The sequence below is a fragment of the Methylobacterium dankookense genome (genome assembly GCF_902141855.1).
Taxonomy (GTDB): domain Bacteria; phylum Pseudomonadota; class Alphaproteobacteria; order Rhizobiales; family Beijerinckiaceae; genus Methylobacterium; species Methylobacterium dankookense.
In genome coordinates, this window is record NZ_CABFVH010000083.1 from 1 (window position 1) to 12,384 (window position 12,384).

15 protein-coding genes and 4 pseudogenes are annotated in these 12,384 nt (G+C 60.9%); 10 read left to right on the forward strand and 9 right to left on the reverse strand.

The annotated features are described in order from the left end of the window. Positions 1-95 precede the first annotated feature (95 nt). From MTDSW087_RS28745 to MTDSW087_RS28760, 5 genes and pseudogenes are all read right to left on the reverse strand, one after another. Positions 96-571, reverse strand: a pseudogene (locus tag MTDSW087_RS28745) (IS3 family transposase); the annotation flags it as partial. A gap of 33 nt (positions 572-604) precedes the next feature. After that, positions 605-1,788 (reverse strand): IS3 family transposase gene (locus MTDSW087_RS28750; RefSeq protein WP_144769062.1). Its coding sequence is split into 2 segments (ribosomal slippage): positions 605-1,503 and positions 1,503-1,788, totalling 1,185 coding nucleotides; the frame shifts between segments, so codons are not numbered across the junction. A gap of 42 nt (positions 1,789-1,830) precedes the next feature. Continuing rightward, positions 1,831-2,073: pseudogene (locus tag MTDSW087_RS28755) on the reverse strand (transposase); the annotation flags it as partial. Between the two features lie 406 nt (positions 2,074-2,479). Then, positions 2,480-2,722, reverse strand: coding sequence for a DUF6894 family protein (locus tag MTDSW087_RS31545; protein WP_373321998.1), 243 nt, complete (start codon positions 2,720-2,722; stop codon positions 2,480-2,482). A gap of 185 nt (positions 2,723-2,907) precedes the next feature. Beyond that, positions 2,908-3,651 (reverse strand): Crp/Fnr family transcriptional regulator, encoded by a 744-nt coding sequence (locus tag MTDSW087_RS28760; RefSeq protein ID WP_144769064.1) that lies wholly within the window; start codon positions 3,649-3,651, stop codon positions 2,908-2,910. 376 nt (positions 3,652-4,027) lie between these two features. Here MTDSW087_RS28760 and MTDSW087_RS28765 point away from each other — a divergent pair, with 376 nt between their 5' ends. Beyond that, the gene (locus MTDSW087_RS28765; protein WP_144769066.1) at positions 4,028-4,207 is read left to right on the forward strand and encodes a BTB/POZ domain-containing protein; all 180 of its coding nucleotides are present in this window, start codon (positions 4,028-4,030) and stop codon (positions 4,205-4,207) included. A 217-nt stretch (positions 4,208-4,424) separates the two neighbouring features. Here the strand turns inward: MTDSW087_RS28765 and MTDSW087_RS28770 are convergent, their stop codons facing one another. Continuing rightward, entirely contained in the window at positions 4,425-4,691 is a 267-nt protein-coding gene (locus MTDSW087_RS28770; RefSeq protein WP_144769068.1) for a DUF6894 family protein, read from the reverse strand. A gap of 1,065 nt (positions 4,692-5,756) precedes the next feature. On the opposite strand from MTDSW087_RS28770, the gene MTDSW087_RS28775 reads away from it, so the two are divergent. From MTDSW087_RS28775 to MTDSW087_RS28785, 3 genes are all read left to right on the forward strand, one after another. Then, entirely contained in the window at positions 5,757-6,011 is a 255-nt protein-coding gene (locus tag MTDSW087_RS28775; protein WP_238179267.1) for a hypothetical protein, read from the forward strand. A 318-nt stretch (positions 6,012-6,329) separates the two neighbouring features. Beyond that, entirely contained in the window at positions 6,330-6,797 is a 468-nt protein-coding gene (locus tag MTDSW087_RS28780; RefSeq protein WP_144769071.1) for a hypothetical protein, read from the forward strand. Between the two features lie 275 nt (positions 6,798-7,072). Next, complete coding sequence (locus tag MTDSW087_RS28785) at positions 7,073-7,288, forward strand: hypothetical protein (protein ID WP_144769073.1); 216 nt, start codon at positions 7,073-7,075, stop codon at positions 7,286-7,288. Positions 7,289-7,797: 509 nt separating this feature from the next. On the opposite strand, the gene MTDSW087_RS28790 is transcribed toward MTDSW087_RS28785, so the two are convergent. Both MTDSW087_RS28790 and MTDSW087_RS28795 read right to left on the reverse strand, forming a co-directional pair. After that, positions 7,798-9,149, reverse strand: a protein-coding gene (locus MTDSW087_RS28790; protein WP_144769075.1) for an IS3 family transposase whose coding sequence is annotated in 2 segments (ribosomal slippage) — positions 7,798-8,811 and positions 8,814-9,149 — 1,350 coding nt in all. Because the reading frame shifts where the segments join, the coding sequence is not laid out codon by codon here. A 62-nt stretch (positions 9,150-9,211) separates the two neighbouring features. Then, positions 9,212-9,502: a hypothetical protein gene (locus tag MTDSW087_RS28795; RefSeq protein ID WP_144769077.1), complete on the reverse strand. Its 291-nt coding sequence runs from the start codon at positions 9,500-9,502 to the stop codon at positions 9,212-9,214. A 129-nt stretch (positions 9,503-9,631) separates the two neighbouring features. Here MTDSW087_RS28795 and MTDSW087_RS28800 point away from each other — a divergent pair. The 6 genes and pseudogenes from MTDSW087_RS28800 to MTDSW087_RS28825 all read left to right on the forward strand — a co-directional run. Then, positions 9,632-9,748, forward strand: a pseudogene (locus tag MTDSW087_RS28800) (IS5-like element ISMpo5 family transposase); the annotation flags it as partial. Positions 9,749-10,046: 298 nt separating this feature from the next. Further along, positions 10,047-10,319 (forward strand): BrnT family toxin, encoded by a 273-nt coding sequence (locus MTDSW087_RS28805; protein ID WP_144769079.1) that lies wholly within the window; start codon positions 10,047-10,049, stop codon positions 10,317-10,319. A 7-nt stretch (positions 10,320-10,326) separates the two neighbouring features. Continuing rightward, a complete protein-coding gene (locus MTDSW087_RS28810; RefSeq protein ID WP_238179265.1) occupies positions 10,327-10,788 on the forward strand; it encodes a BrnA antitoxin family protein in 462 nt (153 codons plus the stop codon). Positions 10,789-10,877: 89 nt separating this feature from the next. Continuing rightward, positions 10,878-11,168 (forward strand): hypothetical protein, encoded by a 291-nt coding sequence (locus MTDSW087_RS28815; RefSeq protein WP_144769084.1) that lies wholly within the window; start codon positions 10,878-10,880, stop codon positions 11,166-11,168. An 8-nt stretch (positions 11,169-11,176) separates the two neighbouring features. After that, the gene (locus MTDSW087_RS28820) at positions 11,177-11,473 is read left to right on the forward strand and encodes a hypothetical protein (protein WP_144769086.1); all 297 of its coding nucleotides are present in this window, start codon (positions 11,177-11,179) and stop codon (positions 11,471-11,473) included. 240 nt (positions 11,474-11,713) lie between these two features. Further along, positions 11,714-12,055 carry an AlbA family DNA-binding domain-containing protein gene (locus MTDSW087_RS28825; RefSeq protein WP_186384041.1) on the forward strand — a complete coding sequence of 114 codons (342 nt, stop codon included), beginning with the start codon at positions 11,714-11,716 and terminating at the stop codon, positions 12,053-12,055. Here MTDSW087_RS28825 and MTDSW087_RS28830 read toward each other — a convergent pair. Next, positions 12,052-12,288: pseudogene (locus MTDSW087_RS28830) on the reverse strand (integrase core domain-containing protein); the annotation flags it as partial. The gene MTDSW087_RS28825 and the pseudogene MTDSW087_RS28830 sit on opposite strands and share 4 nt — an antisense overlap. Positions 12,289-12,384 lie beyond the last annotated feature (96 nt).

Below are 12,384 nucleotides of genomic sequence, written 5' to 3' on the forward strand. Positions count from 1 at the left end.
GCGCCACCACGCGCAGGCTGCCTAACCTCTCAACCAAGGTGGACCAGAGCCTCCGTTCCTGAGCACCGCAAACCGTCTCAAATCATCTGACGACGGACATACGTGAAGTCGGCGATCCACTTCCTGTTCGGGGCCTCGGCCGCGAACCGCCGATCCAGGAGATTGGGCGAGGCGGTAGCCCGCTCCCCCACGTCCTTCGGCAGCCCACGTCGGCGCGGCCGTGCCCGTAGGGCGTTCTCGCGCATGATCCGCTCGATGCGGTGCAGCCCGCACGAGACGCCCTCGGCCAGCACGTCATGCCAGACGCGCCTTGCGCCGTAGGTGCGGTCACTGGCTACGAAGCTCGCGCGGGCCTTGCTCAGGATGGCTTCGTCGTCCCGCGCGCGTTGGCTGGGTTGCCGGGTGAGCCATGCGTGGAAGCCGGAGCGCGAGATGCCCAGCGCCGCGCACATCCACGCGACCGGCCAGATGGTACGATGCTTTGCAATGAAAGCGAACCTCATATCGCGTCCCTCGCAAAGTATGCGGCGGCCTTTTTTAGGATGTCACGCTCCGCCTTCAGACGAGTGACTGATCCTCCCCCGGCCTCGCGGACACCGGGAGATCATTTTGCAGTCCGTTCGGCTTGCTCGGGCGTGAGATAGCCGAGCGCCGAGTGGATGCGTTGCCGATTGTAGTAGCCCTCGATGTAAGCGAACAAGTCGCGTCGGGCCTCGTCCCGAGTTGTCCATCGTCGCTGATGGACAAGTTCGACCTTGAGAGTGTGGAAGAAGCTCTCCATCGGGGCATTATCGTAGCAGCAAGCCGTCCGGCTCATGGACGGTCTCGCCCCCATGCGGGCGAGCTGCCTCCGGTAAGCCTCGGCCGCGTACTGGCTGCCGCGATCTGAGTGGCAGATGAGCCCTGCGGCCGGTCGCTGCCGCTGGGCGGCCATCATCAGCGCAGCCAGGCTCAGCTCGGTGCGCATATGATCACGCATCGACCAGCCGACGATCTTGCGCGTGGCCAGATCGAGGACGGCGGCGAGGTACAGCCAGCCTTCGCCGGTCGGCAGGTAGGTGATATCCGCCAGCCAAACCGTATTCGGCCGCGCGGTCGTGAAGTCCTGCTTCAGCAGGTTCGGCGCGATCGGGAGATCGTGACGGCTGTCGGTCGTGCAGGGCCGGAACCGACGACCCGCCAGGGCACGGATGCCATGCCGGCGCATGAGGCGCTCCACCCGTCCGCGGCTGACGGACCGGCCCTCGGCTCGCAGGGCGGCATGCACGCGCGGGGCACCGTAGCGCCGATGATGGGCGGCATGGATCCGCCGAACGTCGTCCAGGAGCTGGCGGTTGGAGGCCGAGCGGGCGCTCTCGGGCCGTGATCGCCAGCCGTAGAAGCCACTGGGTGAGACTCCGAGCACGCGGCACATGAGACGCACCGGCCAGGTCCGCGCATGCTGCTCGATGAAGGCGAAGGTCACTTGGGCATCTCCGCGAAGATGCCGATGGCTTTTTTTAGCACGTCGCGCTCCATGCGCGTGCGGTCGAGCTCACGTCGCAGCCGGGTAATCTCGGCGGCCTGATCGGACGGGGACGCAACCGGGCTGGGTGGCGAGACCCCCGTCGATCCAGCTGACCGCGTCCCGGGTGAGGCCCCGTGCAGCACGGCCCGCCACTGCCGCAACATCGAGGGCTGGATCCCAAGCTCGGCCGCGACCTGCATCTGCGGCCGGCCGCTGCTCTCCAGCAGGGCGACCGCTTCGCGTTTGAACTCGGGTGTGAACTCTCGTCTCGTCTTCGCCATTCGACACCTTCCCCGCTCAGAACGAGCGTATCAGAGGTGTCCGCGAGGCCGGGGGAGGATCATGACCTCCTTGCGCAGGCGATCAATCTCGATCTGCTCAGGCTTCATCTGGCCCTGACCGGGAAAGGCGTGCTGCGGATCGGCCGCCGCCTGCTTCACCCAGCGATGCAGCATCGTCTCGTGAACGTCGAGGTCACGCGCCGCTTGCGCAACACTGACACCACGTTCGCGAACCAGTCGAACCGCCTCGATCTTGAACTCACGCCCGAACTTGCGACGCTGCATGGAGCACCTCCGGCTTCACCATCACACCTAAACCGGGTGTCCGTGAAACCGGCAGCAGGCCACAACGATGGTTCAAGATCCATCGTCCAGCGCTGCTGGTACTCAGTTGCCAGATTAACTCCTTTTGTGAACCAGATGTACTCCAAGCCAGTCAACCTTGCAGGTGTCACCGCAACCTCCTGTGTCAATGCCAAGTATACTTGCCTCTACCTTCCTCTCCCACAGGCAGACTGCCGGACGTCTAATTCAACCACTTCGTACTCCCAATGACCAGAGCAAGCGGAGCGCGAACGAAACAGGCTCGGCCGACGCGCGCTGGAGAAGCAAATTTGCGATGTGAGAGCTGAAAAGCCCCTTTAACTCATCCAGATACCCAATCGTAATATGGTCCGTGCCCGCCTGCGTTTCATGCGCCGTCCACCCAGGTGATCGACAGACTTACGGTTGCAGTGAGAACCACATGGTGCTCATAGTTCCGCACAATCGCACCCAGTGTCCCATGGAGATGGGAAAGTGGCTCGTCTTTGGCTATTGTGCATAACTGGCGCAGAGCCTCTGCGCTGACTGCATCTTGATCAGCGCATTCTAATCCAAATTCATCAAGCGCAGAGAACCGCGAGTTGTGAATGTCGAAGAAGTATCGCGCCATCGGCTACCTGCCTGCGTGATGTGCGGGAGCCCACGATGTCTCTCGGTCGCCGAAGCACGAAAACGGTGTCAACGATAGGTATGATATGGCTGCCCGCAGAGTAAATTGCACCGTCCAGCAAGCGGGAGGAAAAAATAAATGTCAGGCGCACCAACCCTGCCAGCACCATTGTCCTACGATAATTCTTAGATGATCGAGGAGCTTGAAGAATCATTCACGCGGGGTGTGAGATGAAGGTATTTCGGACTGAACCCACAGAACCTTCGTAGACGCTCGAGGTTTGGGAATTGAAGCCATTTCTTTCTGAGATCAACAAGATCCTGGGAACGAAGATCTTGAAGCGTCCGGTTGACGTGTACGCCGCTGAGCCCGAGCACATCGCCTAAGTCCTTCTGCGTCAGGGGCAAAATGCAGCCGCTCGGCTTGGCTAAGCCCACGATTAACAGTCGCAAATGCAACTCGCAAAAGAGGTGAGCCATCTGCTGATCCGCTGGACGCTGGCCCATGTTCACCAGCCACTCTCGCAGAGTGCCCTCGTCGGCTAACGTCGCCCACCACAAAGCGCGTGTTATACTCGGGTAGTTGTTGGTCAGATCCTCAATAATTCCGCGTGGTATCTCGGCCACATGGCTGGCTGTAAGCGTGGCGATGGAGTGATCCATCTGACCAAGGATCGCCACGTGCAAGTCGCAGAAGTCACCAGGTACAAGCAACGCCATGATCTGGCGCTTCCCGTTGTCAAGGATCTTATAGCGGCTGGTAAAGTCTGACAGGATGAGAATCACGTTCTCGGGTCGATCATCCTCGCGGATCAAATCCTGCTGCGCAGGCACCTCACGCGTGCGCAGGTTCAACTGGCGGAGGGTGGTGCAATCGGCCTCTGTGAGGAAAGCGCTATGAGCCAGCTTGCGGATCAGAAGCTCAATCATGCGGCCTATATCGGCACGGGGTCGTTGAAAGGCAATGTATAAAACGGCAATATTTGAGGCGCCGTACTGCACAGCTCAGCAGAGAAAACACGATAACATTTATTAATTTCTCAACAGGTAGCAGATTTAGGTTGAGGGTACCAAAACCCACAAACTTTACGGCTCCGAGCTGGAGGCCCGGCCTCAGTCATGACATCTGAAGGTGCGGGGACGGCGGCATTGCTCCTCCCTGCTTGGTGCGGGCAGAACGCTGGGACTATGGGACACCCTAAGGAACTTCAGCGCCTATAGGCTTAATGGCATTTTGGCTGCAGACACGACACCGAACGATTTAGACGCTCACCCGTTGATACCAAATGGGGCAGCGGAGGCACTCATGTTTACGCCCGAAGTTCTGCCCGCCCACGTCGAAGCTTACGCCCGGATCGCCCGTGAGGCCATCGAGCGCAGCATCGCGCGTCATGACGCTGATCCCGATGCGTTCTGGCATGCCGTCCGGCTTGCCTATGTCCGAACCTATGAGGAAGATAGCCGCCGACCCGCTGTAAAGTTGTAGCGTCGGGTCTCGTCAGGAACTGACCCTTTCGCCTGACCCGGGTTGCGGCCCGCACAAGCGCTTCGTCGATGGAGCAAGGCCGCTTCGATGGCAACAAAAGCCCAGACAGGTGCCGGTTCAGGGCCCTCCGGGCGACCGGAATGAGAGATTGCCTTCATAGATGCTGCCAGCCGTCACCACTATATGGCCCTCCCCGATCGGTTTTGGCGGTCAAGGCCTACCGTTTAGGCGAGCGGCGCTCACCTGCCGGTCCGTGCCACGTGCCTTCCAGGGTGAGAGTTGCGGTGTAGACGGCCTCACCTCGTTCGTTCCTGACGGTCGCAATAAAGATCCGATACTCACTGTCCAGAATATTTTCTTGCACCATGCCGGGCAGCGCGTACTGAGCTTCCCGGCGCGCAGCGTAATCGTCGGCAAGGTCGTATTCAACTTCGTCCTGACGGCGAGTGTTGCCATCATCAGTGTCAATGAAATACTTCGGCATGATCAGCTCCCACATCAGCAAGGCGGGAGCGCAAATTACTCTCAGCCGCCGGCAGCCCGGATCGTTGGCCAGCGATGTTTGCACCATGCGCCTGAATGGAGCTTCGGGCCAGCACAGAACGTCAACTGGGCTCCAACATCGAGCTGATGTCTCGTCTGCCCTGACGTCTCGCCGCAGCGGCAAGGCGCACAGCCTCGGTTGGATGTCTGCCGGTGCTCGCGCACTTGAAGAGGCCTCATTTGTTATATAAATAAATTCCCTTCACTGGTGAAGGTTTTATCGGAACGAACATACATTCCGCGAGTTCAATTTAATTAATCCTATGGTGGCCGCTGTGAGAAAAATTGCAATGTCTTTCGCCTTCTTCGGAGTCATGGTTGTTCCTACGTTGGCTCAGGTGCCGAGTGTCCCTCAGCATAGCCGGGCGCTCGCTCCAAATATGCCGCAGGTGCATGAGACGATCCCTGAGCGTGTGCGTGACCCTGATACAACCAGCTCACTTGACCGAAGAGGACGTCCTTCTACAGCAGCGCGCAAAGGATTTATGAAGCAGTAGATGCAAGAGGGATGTTAAAAGTTTGATCCCGCAGCTACAACATCGATGACCGCCGCAAGCGAGGCCTTGATCATGACTACTATACAGTTCCGTGAACAGATGGCTGAGAGACTCGCGCGGCAGGTCTGGGCCGACAAAGGCGGTGCAGGAGCCGTTGGGCCGCAAGAGACCAGCTCTATTGGTGCCAGGCATTCAGCTCCTTCTGCCAAATGTAATTCTCGTCCGAAAACAAATTCGCTCAACCATCCAGAAGACAACGCAACTCGCTCGAGCGAGGTGCAAATATGATCAGGCCGGCATCCGTATCGTAGCCTTTGGCTGATGAGTTTGACACTCGGTATCACGTCTCTTTCGCTCTGTGGTAGAAGCGAGCCGGGAGCAATCTTCACGGTTTGACCTGCCTCCGACTTAAGTCCGCAGAACGCTCTTTCCGCCTGGTTAGTCTCGCAACCCAGTAAGTGCGTGAAGGGTCCCGTTCTGAGCGCTGTATGATATTTGGGAGATCTAAGGTGCGCACGACACGGAAAAATCTGACTTTCGACCGACCATTTAAATTGAGTGCGGTTGATGATATGCTTCCGGCGGGAACTTATGAGGTAGAAACAGATGAAGAAATACTTGAAGGCTTGTCTTTTTTAGCCTATAGACGCGTTGCTACGACTATATATCTTCCACATTATCGCGGCACGTTAGGATCGGTGCGCGCCATCCGGGTTGATCCTCAGGAACTCTTGGCAGTGCAGGGCGGAGAATATATTTCTTAGTAAATAAAATCGAACGTTAGCCCTATTAGGTCATTTTAGGACTACCACATCTTTGATTTACTAAAGCGCATTTCTTCCGATGAGCTTAACAGCGTGGTTCTTGTGGATGCCATCGAAGCGGCTGCGCTTCTTTTCGTCTAGAGCATTGATTGATCCAGCGGTTATTCTTTTGAAGTTGTCGATTGAACCTTTGCATACGTTACTAAATTTGCATATGTCATCTCTGTTCGAGCGCTAAGTCTGAGATGCGCAAGACTGATGAGTAAGTATTGTCGGTTTTATTTATGAACTTCGATGCCAGAGGAGGGCTCAATGCGTGTGCACCGCTACATCTGCGGCCAACATGTCCGATATGCTGAGGACGGCTCCCACGGCCATTATTGGCCTGCTACGACCAATCCTAATTGGATCGCGGGCTACTACATTAACGAGTTGTTTCCTCCCAATCGCCGCGAACCTCAGTATCGCATCTACAATGCCGAGCGAACTGACGAGCGCATTGTTGGGGAAGGAGAGATCTGCAAAGATCAGAAACGCGGAGCGCCCCGCTCTACGAGTGAGTTCTTCCTGTTGTGGGCCCAAATGAACGTGACGTCTGCCGGCGATGCTAAAGCCGGCTGGACGAGCTTTGTGCCCGCGCTTGAAGCTGAGCTAGAGCGTAAGAACGCCGAGAATCATCAACTTCGGCAGAGCATCGGCATCTTGCGCGATCGCGATGCCACGGCGCTGAGAGAAGGGGATCGCTTGCGTGCGCAGCACCTCCCACGGCAAGGGCTCAGTTGGTGAACCTGGTAGCCTCACTGAAATGGCGACCTAAATCCTGGGTCGTTCTATGCTGCAGGACGTGCTCAAGCGATTATGGTGAGGCTTAGCCGTTCGCCACGGGATCGCCGGTCACCTGTAGGTGGGCTTCGGCGCGAACGGAAAAGCGGACCTCTCAAATCACTGGCTTCGGCCGCTCGTCCGAGCGCTACCGCAGTCGCTTGCGTCCTCAGAGGTGCCGCTGCGCATTCGGTTGAAGGGACTGGCGGCCACGCGGGTTCGCTACGGGAGAGACGGTCATGCAGTTCACTGTCGAATTTTTCAGGATAAGGCCGGGCGACGATGCCCACGCCGTACTGGAGCGCATCTCCCAGGACGTCCCTACGTTGAATGACGCGAAGGTGAGAGCCCGATCACTGTTCGAGACTCTTGATATGCCCCAGACGCCGGATGGCCTGCGGCTTTTGGATGGGGCTGGGGAAGAGGTTTACGCTTGGCGGCGGGGTGAGCGTTGATGCCGGCAGAACCGAAGAGCTGCGAACACCTTGCGGATGAGTCGCAAGCCGAGGCCTGTGCTCTCATTGACGATGCGCCGGCCGAGCAGCACCATCATGCCCCATTGGCCTGGGATAGCTCATGGCCCCTGATCTCATGCAGGTACAGCATCAGACTTGGCTGAGACCGGACCTGCTTCATGAAGGCCCGCCGATCAAAGCGACAGGCGGTCACCGGTCCGAGCGCGCCCGCGGAGACGTTGAAGCGGTCGAGCAGCGACAGCCCGAGGAAGTCGCCCGGGAAGGCGAAGCCTGTGATCTGACACCCGCCCGCCGGGGCGACCTCCTGGACGCTTAGGCGCTCGGTTGAGAGCAGGACAATGCGCGCGCGCTGGATTTGGTTGAGGGGGATAAAGCTGTCGCAGGCGATGGCGGCCTCAAGGCCAGATCGATTGGTGTCCGTCGTCAGGTGATTTGAGACGATCAGGGACGCTCAGGAACGGAGGCTCTGGTCCACCTAGGGTGAGAGGTTAGGCAGCCTGCGCGTGATGGCGCAAGCGGCGATCCATGAGGGTCTGGCGTTTGATCCGCGCCCGCTTGCGTAGGATGGCCTCGCCGCGGCCGAAGTAGACGTCGGCAGGGCTGAGGTTGCCTAGGCTCTCGTGAGCCCGAGCTTGGTTGTAATGCTCGACAAAGGCGGCAACCCGCGCCTCCAGTTCGCCGGGCAGGTAGGCATGCTCGAGCAGGATGCGGTTCTTGAGCGTCTGGTGCCAGCGCTCGATCTTGCCCTGCGTCTGAGGATGGCGGGGCGCGCCGCGGATGTGGGTCATGCCCCGGCTGCCGAGCCAGTCGGCCAGATCACCCGCGACGTAGCTCGGCCCGTTGTCGGAGAGCAGCCGCGGCCGATGCGCCACCTGCACTTGATCGAGCCCGGTCGCCGCCAGTGCCAGATCGAGCGTGGCGGTGACGTCGCTGGCCTGCATCGTCGCGCACAGCTTCCACGCCACGATGTAGCGCGAGAAGTCATCCAGTACGGTCGAGAGGTAGTACCAGCCCCAGCCGATCACCTTCAGATAGGTGAAGTCCGTCTGCCAGAGTTGGTTAGGCGCGGTAGTCTTGTCGTGGAACGCATCGGCGGCTTTGACCACGATGTAGGCCGGGCTGGTGATCAGGTCCTGGGCCTTGAGCAGGCGGTAGACGGTGGCCTCCGAGACGAAGTAGCGCCGCTCGTCGGTGAAGCGCACCGCCAACTCGCGTGGGCTGAGCTCTGGCTCCTCCAGTGCGAGGGCGACGATCTGATCGCGAACCTCGGCGGGCAACCGGTTCCAGACCCGGCTGGGTCGGGACGGGCGATCCGCCAATGCCTCGGGGCCGCCACGCTGGAAAGCGTCGTACCACCGGTAGAACGTCGCCCGGGTGACGCCGAGCTTCTCCAGGGTGGCGCGCACCGACAGATGGGATTGCTCGACCAGCCGGATGATCTCCAGCTTCTCGGGGGCCGGGTACCTCATGCCTCGTCGCCCCCAGCCCCGCTCATGCTTTTTTTCAGCAGGCGGTTCTCCAGGACGAGGTCGGCCACGACCTCCTTGAGCGCGCCTGCCTCGCGGCGCAGCTCCTTGACCTCATCCGCGGTTGCGGCACGGGCAGTGTCGCCGGCCAGTCGCTTCTTGCCAGCTTCCAGGAACTCCTTGGACCAGCCGTAGTACATCGAGCTGGCGATGCCCTCGCGCCGACACAGCTCGGCGATGCTGTCCTCGCCGCGCAGGCCTTCCAGCACGATGCGGATCTTCTCCTCCGCCGAGAACTGCCGGCGCGTGGCGCGGCGGATGTCCTTGATCACGGCTTCTGCCGGCTTCCGCGCCGGCCCGGACGTCTGTTTCATCTTCGCTCCTGGGGGCCACGATGAACCAGCCATCCTCCGTTAGTGAAGACCTTCAATCTGTCTCAGGAGTGCTGACGGCGGACAGTCATGAACCGCAATTGGGCAGCATCGTATGCGACTAGAGTACACCGGAGCTTCACAGGATCGTTCTTTCCATCCTGCTTGTGAAGCATCACCTTGAAGGCCGGCGACCTCTGCTGGGCCTCGCCGTTGAAATTGTTGATACCTGCAAAGAACTCAGACAAAATCTCCTGCATCTTTGTCTCAATCTCTGCCTGCGTGAAACTGTGCTTCGATGTGTCGACGCCCAGCATACCTGCCTTGAAGTCCGCAACCGGATCTGCATTGCTCATTTGATCCCCCTCTGATCGCCTTAGACTTCGGCCCAGATGGGCATTAGGGACACGGCCCGCAACCTCACAGATCTGTCAGAGCCTGTTTGACTTCGCAGGAGAGTGGCGCGTTGGCTTCATGAGAAGCCGATGTGGACGGACGCAGATCGTGAGACTTACCGGGATCGAGGCCGTCGCTACCCGAGTGACCTGACGGACGCGCAGTGGGCGACGGTCGCGCCGCTGCTGGCCAGTCGCTACGGCCCAGGGAATTCTACCCACGACGTCGTTACACGACAGCGCTGACGACGGCTTCCAGCAAGAGCAGATGCTTCGTTCGCATAATGCCATCCGCACCGCGATAAGCCGCTGCGCCGAACGACCTGCGCCTCCTTCGAGCACTCGGCGAATCCACCTGTACTGCCGCCGCGCTACGAGGCGGTGATGCCGTCCCGCTATCGTGGTGCGCACCTGCACCGGCCAGCTGAAACTTTGCACGGCGAGCGAATTTCTGTAACGCCCGAATTCCCTTGCATCGCTCAATTTCGGCATGTACCGAAAGTGCATGCTGATGGTCTGGGACGAGCCGAAGCGTGAGGCCAACCTCGCCAAGCACGGCCTGGACTTCGCCGACGCCCGCGAGCGGTTCGAGTGGCAGACGGCCTTGGTCGAGGTGACGAAGCCCGGCCGCGGCGGGAGCGCTCGCTACCTCGCCGTCGGCTTCCTCGACGGTCAGCTCGTCGCCTTGGTCTTCGGGCTGCTCGGCACCGAGGCCGTCTCCGCCATCAGCCTGCGCCGAGCTAGCCGAGCCGAGAGGAGCCGCTATGACGAAGCGTAAGGCATCCGTGCCCCCGCTCACCGATGCGGAGGAGGCCGAGATCCAGGCAGGAATCGCCCAGGATCCGGACAACCCGGAGATCGGCGCGGAGCAGTTCGCCCGCATGCGCCCCGCGAGCGAGGTTCTGCCCTCGGGGCTCTATCAGGCCCTGACGAAGCGCGGGCGCCCGCCGGCCGAGAATAAGGCCGTGCAGGTGACGCTACGTGTGCCCCCGGACATCCTCGCCGCCTACAAGGCCACCGGCCCGGGCTGGCAGACCAAGATGAACGAAGCGCTGGCCCACGGTGTCTCCGGCGCAAAGACCGCGAGGTACAGGACGCCTTCGGCCTCGGGGGAAATCGCGCCCCGCAGTGCGGGGAAGGCACAATACGAGACGCTGAAGCCGACCAGCGGGGGCGCCAAGCGGATGGATCGCCTCCCTCCGACCGGAAGCGCATCGCCGCGAGGTGGCAGCAAGAAGACGGCATAGCCTCAATCCGCGCGGCAGGCCCAGGCTATCGCCCGGGGCGAGGCTGGCCCAGCCGCGGCCAACCCGATCAGTGAAGGATGAAGACAGTTATGGACGGTATTGCGATCCGCATCTTTCGCTTGGACAGCAATGGCTTGCTCTTCGACGACGAGGTCGACTTCGAGCTTTCCGATTTTGGGGGCGTTCTGCCTGTGGCCGGCGATTGTATCCTCTACCCGCTGGTACAGCAGGGAGGGTCTCGCACTGAACCCGAAGATCGGGAAATCCTCACGGTCGAGCGCCGCCTGTTCAATCCGCGAGACATGAAGGACCGCGTCATCCTGATCTGTACGGTACGGCCGGCGACTGAGGGCGAGCGCGAGTTCCTTCCGCTGGCCTGAGGCGCACCATGCATCCGCGCTGGTTCTTCGCCGAGGTGGTGACCCCGAACATCCACGCCGTCGAGGCGAGGGCTGACGACATGCGGGCGGTGGTCAACGCGGTCCTGACGCTCGACGCGCTGGTCGGCCTGCTCCACGCCCACCTGAGCGCCCTCGGCCGGCCGGAGATTGCGGGACTATCGGACGAGAAGTACCGCGAGCAGCTCGGGCAGGAATGCCCTGGCTATGCCGCCCTGCGCGACACGGCAGCCACCCTCAAGCATGGGGCGCTCACCCTCCGCGGAGGAATCGGCCGCCCCGCCTGACCCGAACGACCGACTGCATCCAGTCGACGGAGCTCGTCCTCGGCCTCCTCGGCATCGACGACGAGATCGATGGTCACGTGGCAATCCTTTGTCTGGAGGATGGGAGTGATGCCGTTCGGGTGGATGACGCGATCGCGGCGACCTGCCGGATGCTCCTGCCAGTGCTGAACACCCTTCCCGATGCGGCAGACCCTACCCTCGCATGACCCATGATCGTCCCTCTTGTCAGGCAGGAGGCCTATGACACAGCGCAGGATCCTTGAGGCGCCGATCGGTGACCTCACCTTCGCGGATATCGAGGGGCTGATCCGCGACGAGGCGGAGGAGGGGCCGCGCCTCGAACTTAAGCGTGAGCTGCCTGCCAACGACCGCCAGGGCGATCCCTGGATGCGCGGCGGCAGGAGCTTCGCAAACCCCGCGCGCGATGGCCTCGCCAAGGAGGTGGTCGCCCTAGCGAACGCGTACGGCGGCGTGATCGTCGTTGGCATCGACGAGACAGAGGACTGTCCGTCGTCAGATGATTTGAGACGGTTTGCGGTGCTCAGGAACGGAGGCTCTGGTCCACCTTGGTTGAGAGGTTAGGCAGCCTGCGCGTGGTGGCGCAAGCGGCGGTCCATGAGGGTGTGACGCTTGATCCGCGCCCGCTCCTGCAGGATGGCCTCGCCGCGGCCGAAGTAGACGTCGGCAGGGGTGAGGTTGCCCAGGCTCTCGTGAGCCCGGAGATGGTTATAGTGCTCGACGAAGGCGGCCACACGCGCCTCGAGTTCGCCGGGCAGGTAGGCGTGTTCGAGCAGGATGCGGTTCTTGAGTGTCCGCCGTCAGCACTCCTGAGACAGATTGAGGGTCTTCACGAACGGAGGATGGCTGGTTCATCGTAGCCCCCAGGAGCGAAGATGAAACAGACGTCCGGG

Coding starts and splice junctions, on each gene's coding strand:
- MTDSW087_RS28765 (WP_144769066.1), top strand. CDS start 4,028: ATGTTTACGCCCGAAGTTCTGCCCGCCCACGTCGAAGCTTACGCCCGG.
- MTDSW087_RS28785 (WP_144769073.1), top strand. CDS start 7,073: ATGCAGTTCACTGTCGAATTTTTCAGGATAAGGCCGGGCGACGATGCC.
- MTDSW087_RS28825 (WP_186384041.1), top strand. CDS start 11,714: ATGACACAGCGCAGGATCCTTGAGGCGCCGATCGGTGACCTCACCTTC.
- MTDSW087_RS28820 (WP_144769086.1), top strand. CDS start 11,177: ATGCATCCGCGCTGGTTCTTCGCCGAGGTGGTGACCCCGAACATCCAC.
- MTDSW087_RS28815 (WP_144769084.1), top strand. CDS start 10,878: ATGGACGGTATTGCGATCCGCATCTTTCGCTTGGACAGCAATGGCTTG.
- MTDSW087_RS28795 (WP_144769077.1), bottom strand. CDS start 9,502: ATGAGCAATGCAGATCCGGTTGCGGACTTCAAGGCAGGTATGCTGGGC.
- MTDSW087_RS31545 (WP_373321998.1), bottom strand. CDS start 2,722: ATGGCGCGATACTTCTTCGACATTCACAACTCGCGGTTCTCTGCGCTT.
- MTDSW087_RS28805 (WP_144769079.1), top strand. CDS start 10,047: ATGCTGATGGTCTGGGACGAGCCGAAGCGTGAGGCCAACCTCGCCAAG.
- MTDSW087_RS28760 (WP_144769064.1), bottom strand. CDS start 3,651: ATGATTGAGCTTCTGATCCGCAAGCTGGCTCATAGCGCTTTCCTCACA.
- MTDSW087_RS28770 (WP_144769068.1), bottom strand. CDS start 4,691: ATGCCGAAGTATTTCATTGACACTGATGATGGCAACACTCGCCGTCAG.